The sequence below is a fragment of the Cupriavidus nantongensis genome (assembly GCF_001598055.1).
In the GTDB taxonomy this organism is placed as follows: domain Bacteria; phylum Pseudomonadota; class Gammaproteobacteria; order Burkholderiales; family Burkholderiaceae; genus Cupriavidus; species Cupriavidus nantongensis.
This window is the reverse complement of the sequence record NZ_CP014844.1, coordinates 3,117,057-3,137,559: the sequence shown is the minus strand read 5'-3', so window position 1 is coordinate 3,137,559 and position 20,503 is coordinate 3,117,057. Positions and strand designations below refer to the sequence as shown.

The window sequence follows — 20,503 nt, the reverse complement described above, 5'->3', positions numbered from 1 at the left end:
GTGCGATTTGCTGTAAGGCCTAGGCGACTCGCGATTGACACGATTCAAGGCGCTCCACCAAGTTATTGGCCGCCAGAATACAGCTTGAGCCGTTCGCGCCGAGCCTCCGGTAACTCGTTACGCATTTCCTCGATAACTTGCGCGCGCGTCTTCGGCGACTCCGAACTCTTGATGGGCACAGGCAGTCCACGCGCCATCAACGCGAGCGTACCGTCCTTGCGAGCTACCTCGACCTCGGCCATCACCTGGGCGCGGGTCTTGGTGCTCTTCCAATGGTCGGGATGGTAGGTGAAGCCTTCTTCAGTGGGTGCAGGATGCCAGATGGAATTCGCCTGGGCTGACATCGGCAGTGCCGTGACCAATACGACAGCCTGGAGGGCGACGAGGTGGGTAAGTTTCATTGCGCGGTCCTTTGCGGTTCAAGACTGGAAAATCAACATGCCCGAAGGCATGAGCGCAATGTAGGCAGAGACCTCGAACGGGAGCAAAACGTGCAGATGACAATTTCGACAGATAGCGAGCAGCCGGTGACGGCGTGGTGCAGGCCATGAAGCTGCTTATCGTAGAGGATGAGGTCAAGCTCGCGGACTATCTGCGCAAGGGGCTGGCTGAAGAGGGCTACGTGATTGATGTGGCCGCCAATGGCATCGATGGTCTCCACATGGCCTCTACCAGCAACTACGACCTAATCGTCCTGGACACGATGCTGCCGGGTATCGATGGCTTCGGCTTGCTGGCTGCGCTGCGACAAAGCAAACAAACACCGGTGATCATGTTGACGGCCCGCCATCGCGTCGAGGATCGGGTGCGTGGGTTGAAGGCCGGTGCGGATGACTATCTTGTGAAGCCCTTCGCGTTCTCCGAGTTGGTTGCGCGCATCGAGGTGCTCCTGCGTCGCGTGGCCGGTACAGTACCGGCACCCGACGCGCTTGTTCTGCTTCTGGGAGACTTGCAAGTGGACTTGGTAAAGCGGCGCGCGACTCGGGCAGGCCAGCGCATCGACCTGTCAGCCAAGGAGTTCCAGTTGCTGACACTTCTTCTGCGACGCAAGGGAGAGGTACTGTCACGCACCGAGATTGCTGAACAAGTGTGGGACGTGAATTTCGACCACGGCACCAACGTGATCGACGTCGCCGTGCGTCGGCTGCGCAACAAGCTTGATCTGCCCTTCGCGCGACCGCTGCTGCACACCGTCCGCGGCATGGGCTACGTGCTCGAAGATAGGCCATCGTGAGTACGCAGCAAGGCGGATCGCTGGGCCGACGACTTGCACGTTGGCTCGCTCTCCTGACGCTGGCGGGGCTCGCACTGACCTGTTTGGCGGTCTATACCGCTACGGCGTTGAGCTTCGAGGAGCGCCAGATGGACACGCTGCGACAGAAGCAGCTTCAAGTGAATCACCTTATTGCCGAGGGAGGAACGCTGGACAATGCGATGCTCACGCACAAGCTCGACGATGCCATGGTCGGGCACTCGAACGTGGGGATCATCCTGATCGACGCCGATGATCGAGTGCTCTACACCAACTCTGCTGGTCGCCGGCTCCACTCTGGCGCCGTTGGCCGCGTGCCTGAGGCCAACCCGGTTGTGTCAGCCAAGCACCGCACGATGAACCTGCGATTTGAGGGCAAGACGGACGCCAGTTCTGTTCACGGGCTACTGAGCCTCGACGTTAGCGAAGACGACCGCGTGCTCAAGCGCTTGGCGCGCACGCTGATCGTGGCCGCACTCGCTGGAGCCGTGGTGATTGCGGCCGGAGGCTTCACGCTCGTACAAATCGGTCTGCGGCCGGTACGCGATCTATCTCCCCAGATTCAGGCGCTGGAAGCCGATACGCTGCATCAACAATTGGACGGCACCGGGCAACCCGACGAACTGGTTCCGCTTGTGACTCATGTCAACGGACTGTTGAGGCGTCTTCACAAGGCCTACGAACAATTGGAAGCGTTCAACGCTGACGTCGCTCACGAATTGTTCACGCCGCTGGCGACTTTGATGGGAAGCACCGAGATTGCTTTGCGCAAGGCACGCAATGTCGAGTCGCTCCGGGACGTGTTGGGCGCGCACCTCGAAGACCTGCAACGCATGTCGATGATCGTGCAAGATATGCTGTTTCTGTCGCAGGCCGATCGCGGAACCGAGGCGCGTCGTGAGGCGATCGATAGTCTGGCTGACGTTGCGCGCGCGGTAGCAGATCTTCACGAGGCCGCCATTGAGGAAGCTGGACTTCAGTTGCTTGTGGACGGTGACGCCACTGGCGCGGCAGACATGCGGCTGCTGCAGCGCGCCCTGTCCAACCTGATTGGCAACGCGACTCGGCATGCTCGCCCGCAGAGCACGATTGCGGTGAAGATCGAGCGGCTGGGCGACGAGGTAGCTCTACGAGTTGTGAACCAGGGCCACACGATCCCCGCTGAACACCTGCCGAACCTGTTCAACCGCTTCTACCGCGTGGACGCGGCGCGAACGGATGGCCTTCGCAATCACGGGCTTGGCTTGGCCATTGTGGCCGCCATCGCCCGCATGCACGGAGGGCGTACCGTGGCCGAGTCGAGCGATGGCGTCACGTCCATTGGGCTAGTAGTACCTTGCCATTAAAGTCCTCTGGACCGCACCCAGCAGCCGTAGTCAATTGAGCACTACCAGCAGACTTTTCCCCGTGTCCGTGAAGACTACCAGCGGCAGAATTGCCGCATGATGCAGGTTCACTTGTCCGCGTAGCTGCTTCAGCCAATAGATATGCCGCGCTGTCGCCCAATCTCCCACGACACTCCGCCACTGCGTACTGTTGCGGCTATTTGATGACCTAGCCGTTGCTCAATCACCGGCTTCCACGGCACCAGGCTGAATCCCATGCCGTCATCGAGCATCGCGTAGCGCCCGCTGGCTAGCATGATGCTGCGCCGGTAAATGCCGGCCATGCGCTGCCCGTTAGCCGTCGGGCGGTGCTCAAGGCCGGTTTCGGCCGCAATGTCCTTGGCGGCTTGCGCCAGCTCCCGGTTGCGCAGCGTGCCCAGCAGGTTGCGCGCGAGGATCACGCGCTGCCCGCGTCGCTCGGCCAGCCCCTGTTCGGCCAGGAAGTCGGCGCGCTGCTGCATGGCCAGTTTGGCCTCGCCGCCGAAGCCCAGGCCGCCTAAGCCCTTACCGCCGCCGATCAGTTGGTGGTCGAGCCAGGTGGCCCCGATCACGCGGGCCTGCCGCTCGATGGGCAAGTGTGATTTCAGTTCCACGGCCACGCCGCCCAGGCGCTGCGCGTCGTAACGGCGGCCCTGCTCAGGCAGATCGTCCGGCACCTTCCATAACCCCTCGGCCACGCGCTCCACGATGCCGGCGCGGCGCAAGGCTTCCAGCCGGCGGACGTGGGCCGCGACGACTTCCTGCGGATCACGGCCGGGCATGGCCTGCCCCTGCGCGATGGCAAGGTGGTGGTCGGTGCGGTACAGCCCATCGCTCGCCAGCGCGGCGATGTTCTTGTCGGCCGCGCGCACGTCGGCCGATCCCTTCACCTCCACCACGGCGCCGGCGGGATAGTTCGCCAGTTCGTCGCGGGCGTTGAGCGCGACGTAGTGGGCCTTGCCGTCCACGCCGTCGATGACCAGATAGCCCCGGTCGCGCAGTTCGTCGGCCAGTCCCTTCGCGGCCACGCGGCCGAGGATGGTTCGGCCATCATCGGCAGGCTCGAAAACCGTCAGCTCGCGCTGCTCGCCGCGCATGGCCCGCTGCATGGTGCGGATAATGTCGCCACGCTCGCCCAGGGCGCGCAAGGTCTTCTCCGCGTCGGCATGGACGGCCCAGGTGCCTGGCTGCATCTCGTCGGCCAGGCCCAGCCACTGCAAGCGTTGCAGCCGGCCGATCAGCAGCAGGCGCTGGCGTTGCAGCCGGGGTTCGTTGAAGCGTTCGATCTGCACCCGGCCATCCTCGCCGGCCTCGCGTTGCAGGGTGCGGTCGAGGCTCGTCCACCGCTGTTGCTCCACCTCGCGCTGCAAGGTCTGCTGGATCTCCAGCTCGGTGCGCGGCCCCAGCCATTCGGTCGCCAGTTCGGCGGCGCGATGGCGGTAGCCATCGGCGATGTAGTCGCCCGCGATGATGAGATCCTTGCCGGTGTCATCACGCCCGCGCACGACGATGTGCGTGTGCGGGTTGTCGGTGTTCCAGTGGTTGACGGCTACCCAATCGAGGCCCGTGCCCAGGTCGGCTTCCATGCGGCCCATAAGGTGCCGCGTGTAGGTGCGCAGGTCTTCCAGCTCGGCGCCGTCCTCGGGCGAGAGGATGAAGCGGAAGTGATGCCGGTCGTCGGCGCAGCGTTCCTTGAAGGTATCGAGGTCGGCGGCATCGGTCTGCGGCCCGTAGGCTTGGCCCGGCTCGCCATCGCGGCCCACGCCATCGCGCTCGATGTAGCGCAGGTGCTTGGCGAGCGACTGCGGGCTGGCCCGCTGCTGATTGACCAGCAGCGTCTTGATGGTCACGCGCCGCGACATGGGCGTGAGCTTCGCCCCCGCGAAGCGCGCCGCCGTGTGGCCGCGCCCCAGGCGCGAGCCGGGCCGCTGACCGGCGTGCTGCCCGTTGCCGCTGGCGCCAGGACGGCGCACCGCCGACTTGCCGCTGCTGGCCTTGCCTGCCTGCTTGAGCACCTTGGAGACGAAGCCCTGGCCCCGGTTCTTCGGGGCGCTGGGGCGGATGCGGAAATCGTCGTCGCGGCGGTTGGTCATGGCTGCACTCCTTGCAAGCTATGGCGTGTCCGGTCGTGCGAAGCACGCGGACTTGCCTGCATTGGCGCGGGCTTCGCGCCCCCAGCGGCACGGCGGCGAAGCCGCTGCGTGCCGCGCCACCCCCACGTGCAGACTGTCTTTGCGGCCCGACAGGTGCCGCCCCCTTTTGTCTTGCCTTCCGCCTTTGCCCCTCGCTGGCGCTCCGGGCAGCGGCGGCCCGGTGGCGCTGCTGCACGAGCAGTCAGCGCGTCGGCGAACGCGAACACGGCCGCAGGCCGGGCGCGTTCGAGCCAAGACGTCTGCACGTTGGACGGCTGCGCCGCAGGCAGCGCGAAGTGCGGCGCGGATGCGCTCGCACTGCACGCGCGACGACACGGCGACGGCCAGCAGCACGACACCCCCGATGGCACGATGAGATGCACGGCAACGTGCAGCGAGTCGGCGGCCATCATGGGCGGGACTCCAGCCAGACCGGATGCGCGACGCCGATCACGGCGCCCGCATTGACCGGCCCGAAGTACCGGCTGTCGAACGACGCCGGGTTGGTCACACTGAGCAAGAACAGCTCGCCAACTTCAAGGCGACGGCACTGCTGCCAGGATGGCAGCGGCCGACCCCAGCGGTCAGCAGGCAGCACGGCGGCCGAAGGCACGCCGGCGATGCGGACGATGCGGCCAGTGATGCACACCTCCTGCGGCGCGACGGCGCCCACGCGCTTGAGCAGCGGCACGCGCGCTGGCAGGTAGCCGCGTTGCGCGGCCAGCGCGGCGGCATCTGGCGGCAGCGTGGTCAGGACGATGCTGCCCACGGACAAAGGACGTGGCAGCGAGCCGGCGCCGTGGCCCAGCGGATCGACGCGATACCAGCCGACCGCCACGCTGTCGGATGGGTTGTAGATCAGGCGCGGCAGCGGATGCACGAAGGACGCCCAGGCCAGCGCAGCGAGGCCGCAGGCGGACAGGCCCGCCAGCACGATACGAGCGCGCAGGCGCGAGCGAGGACGCGGCGCGGTGTCGGCAGTGGAAACGACGGTCACGGCAGCGCCCTCCCGATGAGCAAGGCGGCGTGCCGCTCGGCGGTGTATTCGGGCAGCGGTAGGCGCGCAGCGAGCCGGTTGGCGAGCGTGCGCCAGTACGCGGGCGAGACGGCGGCGGGTGTGATGCCCAGCGCCTCGATGGCGTCGATGCGATCCAACACGGCGCGCACCTGGTTCTCGCCCTCGGCGTGCAGCAGCAGGCGCGCGCCCGGCTGCACGCCGGGGATGCGCTGCGCCGCGTCCAGCGGCGTGTAAGCCTGCATCACCATTAGTTGCCAGCGCACGGTGCCGTAGTCGTTGGCCTGCCAGCGGACACGGCACAGAACCGCGCCCGGCAGGAACACGGCGCAGCGCCGCCAACGGTCGAGCTGGTGCGTGCGCGCGGGTTCGCCGAAGCGCAGGTAGAGCTTGAAGCGCGGTTCGATGTAGGCCAGCGCAACGCGCGTCAGCGGCGCACTGGCAGGCTGGCTGGAAGGCGCTGCGAGCGCAGCCGTAGCCGCGATGGCGGCAGGCGCGGAGGCAGGCGATGCAAATGCAGTCATGGTGCGTTCTCCCTGCGGTGTTCTGGAAACTCGCGCTCCAGCAGGCCGCGCAGCAGGTCGGCGACGGTCACGCCCTGCGTGAAGGCCGACACCTTGATGCGTGCCCGCATGGCGGGCGTGATGTCGAGCGTGAGGCGGGCTGTGTAGAGGTCGCCCTTGCCCAGCGCATCGGCGTCGCCCTGGCGAATCCACGCCTCGGCGTGAGGATTCGCGGGCGGACGCGCACCGATGCCGACGCGCTTTGCGCGAGGTGGCGGCTTCGCGGTCATGTCGGCCACCGCAGCAGCTCGTCCACCAGCGCGGTGATTTCGCGCGCGGCGGCGCTGTCCGGCGCCGTCTCGCGTGCAAGCCGGCCAGCGGCCACGCTGTCGGCGAACACGATGCGCTGATGCACTTCCGCGCGCAGCGCAGGAAGCGGCTGGTCAGCAAGCGCCTGGCGCGCTTCGCGCCCGATCACGGTGGTACTGACGCGCCGATTGATGACGAAGGCCGCGCGCAGCGCAGGCCGAAACACCTGCGCCTCGCGGATCAGCGCGACCATCTCGGCGCTGGCCCACAGGTCGTAAGGACTGGGCTGCACGGGGATCAGCACGCGCTCGGCCGCCAGCAGCGCGGAGCGCGCCAGTGCCGCGATGCGTGGCGGGCCGTCGATGATGACGTGATCGGCCCGCCTGGCGAGTTCTGGCGCCTCTTGGTGCAGCGTTTCGCGTGCAAGGCCCACGGCGCTGAACAGCCTTGGAAGACCTTGCTGGCTGCGGCGCTGCGTCCAGTCCAGCGATGAACCCTGCGGGTCGGCGTCCAGCAGGACGACGTGCTGGCCGCGCATCGCCAGCTCGCCGGCGATGTGCGTTGCGAGCGTGGTCTTGCCCACGCCGCCTTTCTGGTTGAACAGTGCGACGATCATGGCCTGGCCCTCCGTGTTGGAAAGCCGGGTTGTTGCTGCTGCTTTTCGTGCCGTGTGGTGGTTATCCACCGTGGCACGGCGCTTCTACTACCAGTTAGAGGTTTTAAGTTAGGGAAGTTAGAGGGTCCGCAAACCCGCGCCGTTATTGGCTTTGCGGCCGATTCGTACTCCTGATAGCACGATAGCTGTACTCCCGATAGCACGATACCTCGTACTCCTGATAGCACGAGCCCGTCCACAAGCTGCGCACCGTTTATCCCCGTGCCGTGTGCGGCACGGGCCGGAAGGTCAGCAGCTCGGCGCCGTTGTCCGGCATCCGCTCGATGCTCAGGGCGTAGCCCGGCAGCGACTGCCGCGCGACCAGCGTGCGCAGGTCGTAGGCGAAGTCCGAGAAGCGCGTGGCGCTGCCCGATTTCCGATACAGGTGTCGGAAATCGAATTGCCAGCCGCCCGGCTGTCGCCCGCCGTGCTTGCGCACCAGCCGATACAGCCACCGCTCGATGCCGCCGGTCAGCCGGAAATACGCCGGGTCGATGGTCAGCACCAGGGCGGCGTCGAGCACGCCGGCATAGAACCAGTCCGGCAGGATCAGCTCCAGCCCCAAAGGCGTGCCCTTGGCATCGGCCAGTTCCTTCCATTCGTTGATCCACGAGAAGCGGTGCAGGCGCCGCCCGGTCGTCTCGCGGATGGACGTGGCCACGGTGGTCGATTGCAGGCGATCCAGCGCGGCCTTGAGGCGCTGGTAGTCGCGCAGCGACGTACCGCGCCCGATGAAGCGCAGGATCTCGTAAGGCGTGGCCTGCATCAGCCGCGACGGGCGCAAGCCCGCATCGCGCGCTTCCACGATCTGCGAGGCCGCCCAGATCAGCACGTCCGCATCCCAGATCGTGGCGATGCCGTGCTCGGCCGTGCCCTCCACGCGGATCGTGACGTTCCCCGCCCGGAAGTCGATCGGCGCGACGCGCCGCGACTTCGCCAGCGAGAAGAACGGAAAGGCCATCAAGTCCTGGCTGTCGCGCGGCGCCATGTCGCCCGGCAAGGCGCGGAACAGGTCGAGCTGTTCGCGCTCCGGCACGGGCCGCTGCCGGGACGGCAGCGCAGGGCTGGACATGGCGAAGGCCATCCGCGCGCAAGCGATCAGCGCGCACGGCTGTCGGCCGAGTGGTGCTCGGCGTACTCGGGATCGGAAGTCGTCTCGAAGCTGCGATCAGCCGCCCAAGCGTCGAGGTCGGCCACGGCGTACATGACGCGGCGACCGAACTTGCGAAAGCGCGGGCCGCCGCCGATCACGCGCTGCTTTTCCAGCGTGCGCGGTGACAGGCGCAGGTATTCGGCGGCTTCGTCGTTGGTCAGGTAGCGTTGAGGCTGCGCGGCAGCAGTCGAGACAGCGGCGGCAGGCCGCAAGGGAGCGGGACGCATGGTGTGAACCTCCATCGGTTGAAAAACGACCGGCCACACAGCGCGACCGGATGGAGGCAGTCTCAGAAAACGAAGCTCTGTTGCTCAGGGACGTTTTGCGTCCTCTTCAAAACGTCCCTTCTCAAGCAGCGGCAGTTGTGCTAAGCGGCGATAGCCGCCGCGCATCAACGCATCGCCGCGCCGCGCCAGGCGGCGCACGCGGGCGCGCAGGTCGCCATCGGCGTGCCAGTCGGCGGCCACGGCATCAGCGCCGAACAGCCCTTCGGCCACGTCGCGCAAGGACGCGCCCGCCAGGGTCGCGTCGAGCGCCTGCAAGGTGTGCAGTTCCAGCAGCGCGCCCGGTGTCGGCCTCGGTCTGGCATCGGCCAGTGCTGGGCCGGACACATGACCGCGTGCGGGCGCGGCGGCGCCGCCGCGGTGGGCATAGGCGACAGCCATGCCGTCTTCCAGTCCAGGCGCGAGCGCGAAGCGCAGGCAATGGCCGGGGCTGCGCGCGGTGAGCGCCAGCCCCTTGCCGTCGTGGAGCAGTTGCTTGTGGCCAGGGATACGCCAGAACGCGAAAGACTCCGCATCCACGGGCGGGTCGGCATCGGGGTAGAGCTGCACCACGGCTGCGTGGCCGGGCTGCCAGGCCGGATGCGCGTCGCGCGCATCCAGGGCCGGGTCTTCCAGCAGGCGCAAGCCCCAGCGATGCGCCGCGTGCTGAGCGGCTTGCGGGCGGCGATGACGGCGCAGCCAGTCGAGCCGGTAGTCTGGATGCCTGCGCAGGTACTCCCAGGCCAGTGCAAGCGTATCCAGCCCCAGGATGTAGAGGTAAGCGGCAGTCGGATACCAGTGCGCGAAATGATGAGGACTGACCATGACGAAAGCTCCTGTCGAACAGCAGGAACGTCGCCACGGCGTCGAACATGCGGGAGCATCAAATCAAAGTAGAAATCCGGTTAGGCTGTAACAATTGGTGTCAAGACTGGATGGCTCCGGCATGTTGTGAATTCCGTCCGAATGCGACGGCCGCATGGCATCCAAACGTCATGCGGCACTGAACACCGTGCCGCAAGCCGCATGAAAGATCGTGACTGTTTCTGCCGCGCCCGCACAGGTTTGGTGCAAGAGTGCTGATTAAGACCGGATAGGTCTGGAGCAAGACCGAAATAGTCTGAATGCGCCCGACTTGGCCGGGGTGCGAGCGGTTCAATCGACGATGGAACCGTTCTCCTGCGCCAACCGCAGGTATTCCGACAGCGGGCGCACTGCCTGGAAATACCGATCCCGCATCACAGGTTGTTGGCGTGGCCCGACGATGGAGGCTAGGTCAGACAGCTTCACGCGGCCCAACTCGGGCAGGCTGATTCCCAGGTCGATCAGGCCATAGGCCGTGTCACCGTCAATGGGATCGAGCGAGGTCAGCAGCCAAGTGGCGTGCGCATCGGGAGTAAACAGCCGCACGACCGGCAACGGGTCGAGCGATTCGCCGGCGGCGGCAAGCCGCCCGTTCACCAGCAGCGCGGCGCGCTGCGCATCGGTGACGAGGGGAGCGTTCATCGTGATGCTCCTGTTCCAACATGGAATGTCGGTTTTGCGTTTCCACGCCAAAGCGTGGGTGCGTATTCCACGAAAGCCGTGGAAACACGAAAGCGCAAAAGCGGCATTGTAGAAATATGGAAAGGCACGTTGGCAGTTTTCCGGTTCCGTCGGAATCCACAAAAGCGGATTTCCGTAAAAGCACGAATAAGGCCAAAGGCGTGAAAGAGTTAAAGATAACGTGGTTTTAATTGTGCTGCGACTTGACGCTTCTGTCTATGCAGAAGCGACCCATCCAGCGCGGCCGACCGGCCGGCGCCACCACATTCGACGCCGAGCTGGCGCAAGCCTTCGGCGCGGCGGTGCGTGCGCTCCGCAGCGAGCAGGGAGTCGCGCAGGAAGCGTTGGCACATCAGGCTGGCATCGAGCGTTCGCACATGGGCAAGATCGAGCGCGGCGAGCATATGCCTACGCTGGCGATCATCTTCAAGATCGCGCGTGCGCTGGGGTTCAGCGTCGCCCACTTGATGAGCGCGGTTGAAGAACTCCTGGGCAAAGCACAGGAGTGACCCTGTAGCACGCGGCCCTGTTGGGCGGGTGCTACGGCTTTGAGAAGGAACGCAATGGCAAAAACATGCATCGTGTGCGGCCAAGCCGCAGGCTCTGGGGAGCACGTTTTCCCCGCCGCGCTTGGAGGTCGGCGGGTCAATTCAGGCATCTATTGCCCCAAGCACGACAACAGCTATTCCGGTCTCGTCGGCGAGATCGCTGGACAGCTTGATTTTCTCAACGCCTACCTGGGTGTCCGCCCGGATCACGCCAATCAGCCGAAGACCGCTTATGGCGAGCACACGCTGACTGGGGAGACGGTCTCCATCTCTGCCAAGGAGATCAGATTCACGGAGCCCCGGGTCATCTCGCGTACCCCGATTGGCGAAGGTGAAAAGTTGCACCTCGGGTTTCCCAACCAGCAGTCGGTCAAACAGTTCACCAAGAAGATGGAGGACGAAGGATACGAGTGGACACCCTTGTCGAAGCCGTCCACGCGGCCGTACATCACGGGCTCCATTCACCACAAGCGCAAATTTGGTGGCGCATGTGGTCTAGGTGCAATCGCGTACATGACGCAGACATTTTTCGCTCAGGAGTTCCCGGAAGTCGCGCGGTCAGGGGCGTTGTCGGATTTCATCAACTACACGCAAGCCATCGCCAAGGTCGCGGCGCTGGGTGGCTGCGAGCAGCAACCCGAAGAACGCGAAGAACTGACCGAGGCGCGCTCGGCGTTGACGGCCGCGTTGGAGCCCTTCGGAGGCACAGCACCGGTCTGGTGGGATTTCAGCCTGCCGGTAGGCGCGGACGCCAACAACTTTGAGTTTGGGCATCGAGTGACGGTTGGTATTGATGGCTCCGACGGCCAAATCTATGGCCGTGTTGCGCTGTTTTCCTCCTTAACCTTTGCCATGCGCTTGGGCACGGCCCCGCAAGGTTCCGCCACGCGCGAAGTGACCGTGGACATTGATCCGCTCGCGGAGCATCCGCCACAAGACATCGACAAGCATCAAATGCACTCAGCGCCAGGCCGCGTACAAGTACCGGAACACGCCACCGAAGAGCTTGCGAATGCGCTCGCCAATGGCACGCAACAGCGTGCGTTCGGCAATCTCTTGGAGCGCTTGGAAGAACATCAGCTTCTCAAGCTCGCTCGCACCATGAGCAAGGTCCTCGCGCCGTGCTCCACTTTGTCGCCGCTTGAAGCGCGCGCACTGATTGAGCAAGAACTGGGCTCACAACCGCAGCAAATTTGGCGCATGGTCACGTGCGTGGTGGAGGGCTTGAAGGAAAAGATGGTCGAGGGAAATCTGCAGGCCATCACACCGATGCTTGATGGCCTGATTGCCCACGATGCCCAATCGGTGAGCGGCTTGTCGCAGCAAGCCGAAGTCACGCTGGCCTTAGCCAGAGCTGCACTGGTTGCGCAAATGGAAGAAGACTGCGCAGCAGGATTGCTCAATGAGGCGCGCCTTGCTGAACTCATGGGCCGAGGCCCCGGCCTTCACGTTGTGGGCCAGGCGGTACTGGCCCCTGTCTTGCAAGTGTTTGGTGAATCCGATCACTCGGATGAAGTGAAGGGATGAGCCGAATCGCCCCGCCACAACAGGCGGGGCGTTGCGGCGGTTACGCCGCCTGGGGCTTGCTGCGCGACCAGATCAGGTCGTGCGTGCCTTCCTCGCCTTCGATCAGGCGGGCGTAGACCGTGGCCGGGAACGAAGGATCGTCGAGGGTCACGGAGATGTACTCCCGCCCGGCTTCGCTGATCTTCTTCCACGCCGCGCCGATGTCGTGACTGGCGGCCTGCAGGCGAAAGTCCGGGGCCTTCTCGTTGTCTCCTTTGTCGTTGGGCACCAGCTTGACCTTGACATTGAGCGTCAGGGTGCGAAGCGTGCCGGTGAAGCCGTCTTTGTCTGCGGTGAAGGTGCCGATGTTGGCCATGATGGATCTCCTTTTGGTGGAACAAGGTTCGCGCCCATCGCGTCCTTGTTGTGATCCGGCCGGCGGGGGACGGGCGGGCTGCACCGCTTGCGGACGCAACGCAGTGGAGAGCCGGGAGGCGAAAACAATTTGGCCCGCGAGGAATGCGCCGAACGCAGTGACAAAGCAGGGGAAATTGTTTTCGCCGGACGGTTGCAGCCATGAAGCCCCGAGGCGCAGCCGCGCCACCGCCAGGATTCACAACAACACAAGGACGCCTTGGGCCGAACCGCACCGAAAGGAGACAGGGCTGGCTCGGCATCCCCGCACGAAGGCTGCACCGGCTCGCCCACTGACGCGGGCCAGGTCAATAACCCAACGACGGGCGAGAACGCCCCGGCCGCACCTTGCGGCGCCGGTCTTGAGGCGTGGCGTGGAAGCTCCATAGCGATGCCTGGCGGGATGTCCGTGAACCGTCCTTCGTGACGTGATGGGCGAGAACCGCCAGCGTTGAGGACGGCACGTATTCGCACAACTCACCGCAGCAAGCTCCAGCGTGTTCGCCAGCCCCGTCCATGGTTGCGGGGCGCTGGCCCTGGCCGATCCGGCGCTGCCGGTTCGGTGGCATCAAGGGGGCGCCAAGCATCGCGCGGCGGGGATAGCCCGCAGGGCTTTCCCCCTGGAGGCAAGCGAAGCGCGCAGCGCCGCAGGCGCGAAGGCGTGAGGGATTGAAGCCGAATGGCCGTGACGGCAAAGACGGCACGGGGCGCAGCCCGAAAAGTCCGGCGGCGCGGAGCGGCGACACGCTCTGCTTGCGAATTTTCGCGAAGCTAGACGCTAGGGACAGGAAGCTGGATAAACCGCTCCGGTGACGAAATCGTCAGTGATCGAGTGGCCCGAGAAATAGCCACATAAAAGAGCTTTGCCTGAGCCTGACGCTCATTGGCGAAGTGGGTGGCGTCAGGGATAACCACATGGTCGAATTCCAGCCCCTTCAATAGCAATGGGGTTGAGACAGTGCGCTTGGGGAGCTTCCGGCCTGAGTTGCTGACTCGCTGACGAATGCTGAGGGTTGCCACGGCCATCGTCTCGGCTCGATCCGATGCCACTTCAGTTGCTGCTCGTTCCGCATCGCGCCACAGCTCATTGCGGTAGAGCTTCCATCTTGGGCGTTTGCGGGCCAATGCGAACATCTGGGCAACGGCTTCCGCCCCATTGCCATTGCCCAGACTGGGAACCAAGTCCCGCATTGCTTGCTGAAGCGCAGCGTCCTCGGGATCAAGAGGCTCGCCTTCTACAATCGGTTTTTTGTGAAAGCAGTCCTCAATGAGAGCGGTAAACGCTCGAAGTCTGCCAGCACTGTCAGTCGCCCGATCCCACGCGGATGCAAAATCTCGTAGTCGATTTGCGGCGATTTCCTCGATGGCTTGGTAGCCGCCATTCGCGGCTTTGGCCAATCTGTAGCAGATGGTCTTGTTGCAATGGATGGCAGCGAAGCTGCCATCTTTGCCGTCGATACCTTCAAACAGCGCTCCCATATCGAAGGCGTCGTTGGATTCACGGTAGTTGATGCGGGGGTCGGACAGGTCGATGACTTCACCGCGGATGAGCTTCAATCGGGTCTCGGCGATCCACTGCCCGAGTTCGGGATTCTTGCCAGCCCAGCGGTGAGGCGTTTCGAGCGTTCCCGCAAATGGGAAGCCAGGATGAATCTCGTCGCTCCAGCTCAACGTCGCGCCAGCGAACTCGAAGATACCCTGCATCGGGTCGCCGAAGATCAAGGTCGGCACGATGCTTGAGAGTTCGACCGCAAGTTGATGCTGCAAGCCGTGGCAGTCCTGATATTCGTCGATCAAGATGCGGTCGTAGGAGGCCGCGATGACTTCGCGGACGGCCTTGACCCCGAGGGCGCACGTCGCGCCACGGTAGAGCTGATTCCATTGCTCGCCGGTTTGCGGCATGCCATCAGGCGGTTGAGCCACGCCGGGGAAAGCATGGGCGTAGCGCATGCACCATCCAGCGATGGTATCGACGGCGACACGCGCGTGAGGGATGCCCAAGCGCTTTATGCGCGCTCGAATGGCATGCACCCCCGCGTGCGTGTGAGTCAGGATCAGCGCGCGACCACCCAAGGCTGCGACATTGGCAATGATTTCCGTCTTGCCATGCCCGGCAGGCGCCACCACTGCTGCGTTGCCCAAGGCGGAAAGTTCAGCGGCGTCAGGCATACAGCCATGCCTCTGCTTGGGTCAAGGCTGTCGCAAGGGGAGATGCAGGGTTTTCTGAGGCGATCCGCCAGACCATAGGCGCTAAGCCTCGACCGATCCTTTGATCCTTGAACCATTTTTTCCGGCCAGCCACTTCGGAAATCGCTTCCCTAAGCTGGGCGCCATCCATTTCCGTGAAAAGCTCCCAAGCCGCAAAGTCTCCTCTGATCGTCGCTATATCCAGGTCGGGAATTTTGATGTCGATGTTGTTATCGACGGCGTCGTCGCCCCGTTCTGCGCGCGCGTAGACCAGCAGCTCTTGAACCAGGGCATCGCTTGCCGTCGAGAAAATGGCCTGTTCGGTGTTGAGTCCTCCGCCGTACTCAAAAATGGGAACATCAGCCGCCACCAGCGCGGCCACGATGGCGGGGGCCAAAACCGTGTCCGAGTCACGATAGATCGCAGTCGCATAGCCGAGACCAACGAGCGCAAGAGCCATTGATGACGCTTGCTCACCATTGCCGTCGGCGAGGGCCGCTCCCAGTTGCTCAATGGGACGATTGGCATGACGCGACGGCCAGTTTTCGCGCAGACCAAGAAGAAGGCCAAGCTCCGTGTTTCCTTCAGTCACCAAGATGCGCCGGGCGAACATTGCCCTGGGCGTGAAGCGCATCAGCGCACGGATCGGATCAGGGGAATTCGGGTGAGCAATAGTGGCGGCCCGTCCTGGTCGGGATGTTTGAATCACGCGCAGACTGGTCGCACCGGCCTCTCCAAGTGCAACATCGGAGTGCGTGGTCATCAGGACTTGCCCCACCGGCTTGCCCGCATCCTTCGCCTTGGCTTGATCGGTCTTGAGTTGCGCAATCGCACCGATGATCCGATGTGGCTCAAGCCCATGCTCGATTTCGTCGATCAGGACAATGGCCCCTTCAGTAATCGCGGACTTCTGGATCGCCAGGGTGGCGAGTCGTCGGGTGCCAAGGCCGGACAGCCGAAGCGGTACCCCACTGTCATGAAGGGCGATAGAACCCGAAGACAGCCCGGATCGTCCAAGCTCCAAGCCGGGCTCATATGCGCCCTCGACGTATGCGCCCAATCCTTTGGCAAACCCCTCGGCCAACTCGGCCGTATCGGCTAGCGCTTCGATGCCGCCCAGATTGGCACTCGCTCGGGCAGCTCGATATGCCTCTGCGAGACGAGCTGCTGCCTCTCTGTTGTCGCCTGTCAACCTAGCCAAAACCGATCCTTGGCCCCAAGCCAAGTGCCGCGCGTCTTCACCGGCCAACCGCACAAGGCCGAACAGTGCGCGGTCACGGTTGGACAGCGTGCGAGGCTCCTCGCTTCGATCGCACACCAGTTCCCAGACAGGCTCCATCGTGGCGTCCACAGTGAGGCGGACGGTCAACACGGGCTCGTCATCATCTTCGGGTTCGTCGCGTAGCTGGCCAACAGCCGTCCAGCCTCGGATGTAGAGGCCGAGTCGCTCATCCGATTTCAGCGACTTGGAAAGCTCACCGACTGTGGCCTCGATGACGATGGGGTTGGAGGTGTCGCAGGCAAGGAAGTCGGGCTCGGTGAACGAGAACCAGCGAGACGAGAGTGCCGCTTCGGCTGCATCGAGCAAGGTGGACTTACCCGAGTCACCCGAGCCGATTAAGCAGCAGAATGAAGAGTCAGGCTTCCAGTCCAGCGCGGAGATGCCTCGAAAGTTCGCGATCTTGAGTTGTCGAATTTGCATGCGCCCCCTTTCGATGCACGCCGGGTGATTTCTATTTTCAACTTGGAAATAGTATGTCAGGAGCCGCAAACCCAGCGCTTTAAACGATGGTTGAGGGTAAACCCGTCATCCCCATTCCCGACTTCAATGCCGCCGTCTGAGTGCCAGCGAAGACGGCGGCGTGATGTTTGGCTTTAACACCGGGCGCGGCCACTGCCGCGCCCGGATTTTCGAAGTTCACCGCGCCCAGGGCGGAGCGGCCTGGACGCGGTGCTGACGATGGTTATTCCTTCGTCTCGATGATCCACCACAAGGCACGCGGCAAGGCGCAGCCCGTGATGGGATGAATGTCGGTGAGGTCGGCGCGGGCTGCCCAGCCCGAGGGCGGCCGGTAGCCGCGCACGTCGCCATCGCCATGCCAGCGGCGGGCGCGTACCGTGCCGGGGGCGTAGACCGCCGCCATGCGCGGGCGGCTGGTGGTGGTGCGGGTCATGGGGGCTTCTCCTTCCAGCGAAGCGCCCCGGTCGAGGCCGGGGCGCTTGCCGTCGGTGCGGGTCAAGCGGCCAGCGCCTCGGCGGGTTCATCCGCCATTGCCTCGGCATCCTCCGGGGCGTCCTGCTCCGGGTCTGCCTCCTGCGCGGCATCCTGCGGGCCTTCGGCCTTGAAGATGGCAGGCATCCAGCCCGTGCCATCGGCCAGCCGCTCGGCTTCGCTGGCAATGTCGGCCTTCTTGAGCTTCGCCAGCCGGGTGACGGATTCCGGTGCAAACGCGCCCACGGCATCCAGAATCACGGCCTTCGGAACGTGCTTGAAGTAGCCTTCTGCGGTCGGCTTCCACCATGCGGCCATGTCGAGGCCCACGGCCTGCGCCAGTTCCGCGCCGGGCTGGTGCGGCGTGGCGCGGGGCGTCACTGCGTCCACGGTCGAAGCTACGCACACGGCCAGCAGTCGCACCAGTTCGTCTTGCGACTTCGCCAGCAGCGCGGCGAACAGTTCGGCGCTGTCCTCCGGCAAGGCTTCGCCCGCCACCTGTTGCAGTTCGCGCAGCGCCATGGCGGCGGGCGATTCCGGCCAGTCCGGGGCCATGCTTTCCAGCCGGTCTTGCACTTTGAGGCTCACGCCCAGCGGCAGATCGTGGCCGTAGCGGCTTTCCTGCAAGACGGTCTGCACCATGCCATGCACCACAGCGGCCAGCGCCACTTGCGGATGCCGTGCGACTTCGATTTGCAGCGCGGCGGTGCGATGGGCGCTCAAGCGTTGTGCCAGCCGGTCGGACATGGCGGCGGTCTTGGGCTGCTCGTCGTCCTCGCCTTCGTCGTCGTTCGCGGCTTCGCCTTCGCTGCCGAAACCTTGGCGCAGCCGTTCCAGCGTGCGCAGCGCCTTGGCCTCGGCCTCGCGCAGCAGGCCGCGATGAATAACGGCCTCGCCGTTGCGGTCGATGGTGACGATGGCACCGGCTGCGGCCTTCGCGTTCGCACCGTAGTCCTGCAAGCCATCTTCCAGCGCCTGCAACTGCTCGCCCACGGTTTCGCCTTCCTCCTGCAAGGCGTCGGCCTTGTCCTCGTCGTCAGCGTCCAGCGCAGCATCCACGGCTTCGGCCAGTTCGTGCATCTTGGTTTGCAGCTTCTCGATGCGTGTAGCTTCGCGCTTGTTCGGCTCGCGCCGTTCCCTCGGCACACGCTGGAAGGCGTGCAGGTCGGCATGGGTCACGCCCGGCGTGGCATCCACCCATGCCCAGCCTTCGGCCTTCACCTCGGCGGCGATGCCTGCCAGCTTGTCTTGCGCCAGCCGCTCCAGCATTGCGGCATCGGTCAGATACACGCCCGCGTCACCTTCCGCGAACAAGTCGCGGCGGATGCCGCCGCCTGCGGCCTCGTAGGTGTCCAGTCCGACGAAGCGCACCAGCGGATGCCGGTAGGCGTCAATCTCGCGCTCGGTGAGGCGTTCGCGCAGTGCGGAGGGTTGGCGCTGCCACTGCGGGGCATCGTAGAACGCGCTTTCCTGCGCGGCGTGGTCGTCGGTGATGGACAGGGCCATCAACTGATCGAGCGTGACAGCATCGGCGCGATAGTCGGCCATCAGGCGCGGCGACACGTTGGCGAGTTTCAGACGGCGTTGCACCACCAGCGGCGTGACGCTGAAATCCGCTGCAATGTCCTCGATGGGTCGGCCTTCGGCCACCAGCGCCGCGAAGGCTTCAAACTGGTCTGCCGGGTGCATGGCTTCGCGCTGCACGTTCTCGGTGAGGCTAGCCGTGCGTGCGGTGCCATCGGCCACCAGCAGGCAAGGCACTTCCCATTCCTTGCTGATGCGGTGCTTTTTCGCCAGCAGCTTCAACGCGGCGAGGCGGCGGCCACCGGCCACAACTTCGTAATGCTCGCCATCGGCGGATGCGATCACGATCAGGTTTTGCAGCAGGCCCACGCGCTGGATGCTCGCGGCCAGTTCGGGGATGGACATGCGCGGGGTCTTGCGCACGTTGCGGCCCGTGGGGCGCAGCACCAGCCGCGACAGCGGAACCAAAATCAGGTTCTTGGTCGGGTCGGCGGCTTCCAGCGCGGGGGCTTGGATGGCGCGGGCTTCGGTTTGGGTAACGGCGTTCATGGTGTATCTCCAATCGAGTGAAACAAGGGAATGGAGGGGAACCGCCCCTCCGGCGGGGGAACGGTTCAGGCTTTCAACTGGCGCAGGCCATCGGCCAGCATCCAGAGGGCGCGATTCAGGCGCACATCGGAATCAATGCCCTGCACGGGTCGGGTTTGCTGGCGGCGTCCGTTGGCGCTGCGGCCATGCAATCCGCCTTTGGTCAAGTTCTCCTGCATGCGGTTGAACACACTCCACAGGTCGGGGCGGCGGTCGTCGAATCGGCGCGGCATCAGGATTTGCGATTCGGTGATGGGCGCGGGCTTGTTGTCGGTGGGGTCGTACTTGAGGGCCAGCGCGGAACGGGCGAACACTTCGGCTTCGCCTTCGTCCAGCGTGATCGCGCGCATGGCATCGCGGGATTCCTTCACGCGCTCGAAGCCGCTCAATACCTCGAAAGCACCTTCGATGACGGAACCGGCCACGTCGCCTTTGTGGGGTACGCGCACGTCCGCCACGGTGTCGCCGCACACAAGGCCATTGCTGCACACGAAGCGGAACATTCCGGCCAACATCTGATAGCTGCTGGTGCCGTCATGCGAGTTCAGCAGCACAATTTCGTTAGCCTCCGCGCCGTTGATCTGGCTGGCGTGGCGCAGGCGAATCATGTGTTTGGTGTGTTCGCGGCGGCCTTCATCGCGCACGCGGGTCTGCGTCACCATGAAGGGTTGAAACCCCTCCTTGCGAAGCTCGGTCAGCACTGTGGCGGTGGGGATGTAGGCGTACCGCTCGGAACGGCTCTCATGCGGGGCGTCCGCGAAGATGGACGGGGCCACGCGATGAATCTGGTCATCGGACAGCGGGTAATCGCTGCGCAGCGACGGCGAACGGGAAGCGAAACGGGATGCGAGTTGCATGTCTTTCTCCTGAACAAAAAGGCTGTTGAAGAAAACCGCACACCGGATTCCTAGATTCGGAGCCCAGCCTTTCGGCTGTTCGGTGCGGTCGGCACGAGGAACCCGGTTGGCCCTGTTGCCACCGTCTTTCCTGAGTTCATCGCCCGCGACGGTCAGGAGCGCGCGAACGGGTGCCGTCAAGAAGACAAGCGCAGGGTTGGTGCGGCCCGCAGCGAAGCGAGGACACGGCCCTGCGCGCCTTGACGGCACACGGGCGCGGGCTACAGTCGCGGACAAGGTGATGAAGTCAGGGGAGACGGCTCGACATGGCAACGGCCATCCCTGTGTGCCGAACCGCACGGCAAGCGAAGCGCGCAGGCCCGAAGCTGGAAGCCGGGCCGGAGGCGTCAGCCGAGCGGAGCGAGGGAACGATGGAAGCCCGTCAGGGGCGAGACGCCGCAGGTGGCTCGATGCGTAGCGTGCGACCAGAAGTCGCA

General features: G+C 64.6%; 20 protein-coding genes. 4 read left to right on the top strand and 16 right to left on the bottom strand.

What is annotated here, in order from left to right:
• Window positions 1-62: 62 nt before the first annotated feature.
• Complete coding sequence (locus A2G96_RS14465) at window positions 63-401, bottom strand: DUF4148 domain-containing protein (RefSeq protein WP_062800317.1); 339 nt, start codon at window positions 399-401, stop codon at window positions 63-65.
• A 146-nt stretch (window positions 402-547) separates the two neighbouring features.
• Here A2G96_RS14465 and A2G96_RS14460 point away from each other — a divergent pair, with 146 nt between their 5' ends.
• Both A2G96_RS14460 and A2G96_RS14455 read left to right on the top strand, forming a co-directional pair.
• Window positions 548-1,234, top strand: a complete 687-nt coding sequence (locus A2G96_RS14460) for a heavy metal response regulator transcription factor (RefSeq protein WP_062802201.1) — start codon at window positions 548-550, stop codon at window positions 1,232-1,234.
• Complete coding sequence (locus tag A2G96_RS14455; RefSeq protein ID WP_082818971.1) at window positions 1,231-2,598, top strand: heavy metal sensor histidine kinase; 1,368 nt, start codon at window positions 1,231-1,233, stop codon at window positions 2,596-2,598. The genes A2G96_RS14460 and A2G96_RS14455 overlap by 4 nt, the downstream gene beginning before the upstream one ends.
• A 128-nt stretch (window positions 2,599-2,726) precedes the next feature.
• Here the strand turns inward: A2G96_RS14455 and A2G96_RS14450 are convergent, their stop codons facing one another.
• The 9 genes from A2G96_RS14450 to A2G96_RS14410 form a co-directional block, all read right to left on the bottom strand.
• Window positions 2,727-4,709, bottom strand: coding sequence for a relaxase/mobilization nuclease domain-containing protein (locus tag A2G96_RS14450; RefSeq protein ID WP_062800315.1), 1,983 nt, complete (start codon window positions 4,707-4,709; stop codon window positions 2,727-2,729).
• Between the two features lie 448 nt (window positions 4,710-5,157).
• Window positions 5,158-5,745 carry a S26 family signal peptidase gene (locus A2G96_RS14445; RefSeq protein WP_062800313.1) on the bottom strand — a complete coding sequence of 196 codons (588 nt, stop codon included), beginning with the start codon at window positions 5,743-5,745 and terminating at the stop codon, window positions 5,158-5,160.
• The gene (locus tag A2G96_RS14440; RefSeq protein ID WP_062800311.1) at window positions 5,742-6,287 is read right to left on the bottom strand and encodes a DUF2840 domain-containing protein; all 546 of its coding nucleotides are present in this window, start codon (window positions 6,285-6,287) and stop codon (window positions 5,742-5,744) included. Before A2G96_RS14440 ends, A2G96_RS14445 begins: the two co-directional genes overlap by 4 nt.
• A complete protein-coding gene (locus A2G96_RS14435; protein ID WP_034032526.1) occupies window positions 6,284-6,556 on the bottom strand; it encodes a hypothetical protein in 273 nt (90 codons plus the stop codon). Before A2G96_RS14435 ends, A2G96_RS14440 begins: the two co-directional genes overlap by 4 nt.
• Window positions 6,553-7,191 carry a ParA family partition ATPase gene (parA, locus tag A2G96_RS14430; protein WP_062800309.1) on the bottom strand — a complete coding sequence of 213 codons (639 nt, stop codon included), beginning with the start codon at window positions 7,189-7,191 and terminating at the stop codon, window positions 6,553-6,555. The genes A2G96_RS14435 and parA overlap by 4 nt, the downstream gene beginning before the upstream one ends.
• A gap of 253 nt (window positions 7,192-7,444) precedes the next feature.
• Complete coding sequence (locus A2G96_RS14425; RefSeq protein WP_062802199.1) at window positions 7,445-8,302, bottom strand: replication initiator protein A; 858 nt, start codon at window positions 8,300-8,302, stop codon at window positions 7,445-7,447.
• Window positions 8,303-8,328: 26 nt separating this feature from the next.
• Entirely contained in the window at window positions 8,329-8,610 is a 282-nt protein-coding gene (locus A2G96_RS14420) for a helix-turn-helix transcriptional regulator (RefSeq protein WP_013721771.1), read from the bottom strand.
• 84 nt (window positions 8,611-8,694) lie between these two features.
• The gene (locus A2G96_RS14415) at window positions 8,695-9,471 is read right to left on the bottom strand and encodes a DUF2285 domain-containing protein (protein WP_062800306.1); all 777 of its coding nucleotides are present in this window, start codon (window positions 9,469-9,471) and stop codon (window positions 8,695-8,697) included.
• Window positions 9,472-9,801: 330 nt separating this feature from the next.
• Window positions 9,802-10,152 (bottom strand): DUF2958 domain-containing protein, encoded by a 351-nt coding sequence (locus A2G96_RS14410; protein ID WP_062800304.1) that lies wholly within the window; start codon window positions 10,150-10,152, stop codon window positions 9,802-9,804.
• A 257-nt stretch (window positions 10,153-10,409) separates the two neighbouring features.
• Here A2G96_RS14410 and A2G96_RS14405 point away from each other — a divergent pair, with 257 nt between their 5' ends.
• Together A2G96_RS14405 and A2G96_RS14400 are read left to right on the top strand one after the other, a co-directional pair.
• Entirely contained in the window at window positions 10,410-10,700 is a 291-nt protein-coding gene (locus A2G96_RS14405; protein WP_062800302.1) for a helix-turn-helix domain-containing protein, read from the top strand.
• Window positions 10,701-10,754: 54 nt separating this feature from the next.
• A complete protein-coding gene (locus A2G96_RS14400) occupies window positions 10,755-12,266 on the top strand; it encodes a hypothetical protein (protein ID WP_062800300.1) in 1,512 nt (503 codons plus the stop codon).
• 40 nt (window positions 12,267-12,306) lie between these two features.
• Here A2G96_RS14400 and A2G96_RS14395 read toward each other — a convergent pair whose 3' ends face one another.
• The 6 genes from A2G96_RS14395 to A2G96_RS14370 form a co-directional block, all read right to left on the bottom strand.
• Window positions 12,307-12,621 carry a DUF736 domain-containing protein gene (locus A2G96_RS14395; protein ID WP_062800297.1) on the bottom strand — a complete coding sequence of 105 codons (315 nt, stop codon included), beginning with the start codon at window positions 12,619-12,621 and terminating at the stop codon, window positions 12,307-12,309.
• Between the two features lie 809 nt (window positions 12,622-13,430).
• On the bottom strand, window positions 13,431-14,828 hold the full coding sequence (locus tag A2G96_RS14390) for a UvrD-helicase domain-containing protein (RefSeq protein ID WP_062800295.1): 1,398 nt from the start codon (window positions 14,826-14,828) through the stop codon (window positions 13,431-13,433).
• On the bottom strand, window positions 14,821-16,548 hold the full coding sequence (locus tag A2G96_RS14385) for an ATP-dependent nuclease (protein ID WP_062800293.1): 1,728 nt from the start codon (window positions 16,546-16,548) through the stop codon (window positions 14,821-14,823). The genes A2G96_RS14390 and A2G96_RS14385 overlap by 8 nt, the downstream gene beginning before the upstream one ends.
• 262 nt (window positions 16,549-16,810) lie before the next feature.
• Window positions 16,811-17,020 carry a hypothetical protein gene (locus A2G96_RS14380; RefSeq protein WP_062800290.1) on the bottom strand — a complete coding sequence of 70 codons (210 nt, stop codon included), beginning with the start codon at window positions 17,018-17,020 and terminating at the stop codon, window positions 16,811-16,813.
• 62 nt (window positions 17,021-17,082) lie between these two features.
• Window positions 17,083-19,131, bottom strand: coding sequence for a ParB/RepB/Spo0J family partition protein (locus A2G96_RS14375; protein ID WP_062800288.1), 2,049 nt, complete (start codon window positions 19,129-19,131; stop codon window positions 17,083-17,085).
• A 65-nt stretch (window positions 19,132-19,196) separates the two neighbouring features.
• Window positions 19,197-20,027 (bottom strand): DUF932 domain-containing protein, encoded by an 831-nt coding sequence (locus A2G96_RS14370; protein WP_062800286.1) that lies wholly within the window; start codon window positions 20,025-20,027, stop codon window positions 19,197-19,199.
• Window positions 20,028-20,503 lie beyond the last annotated feature (476 nt).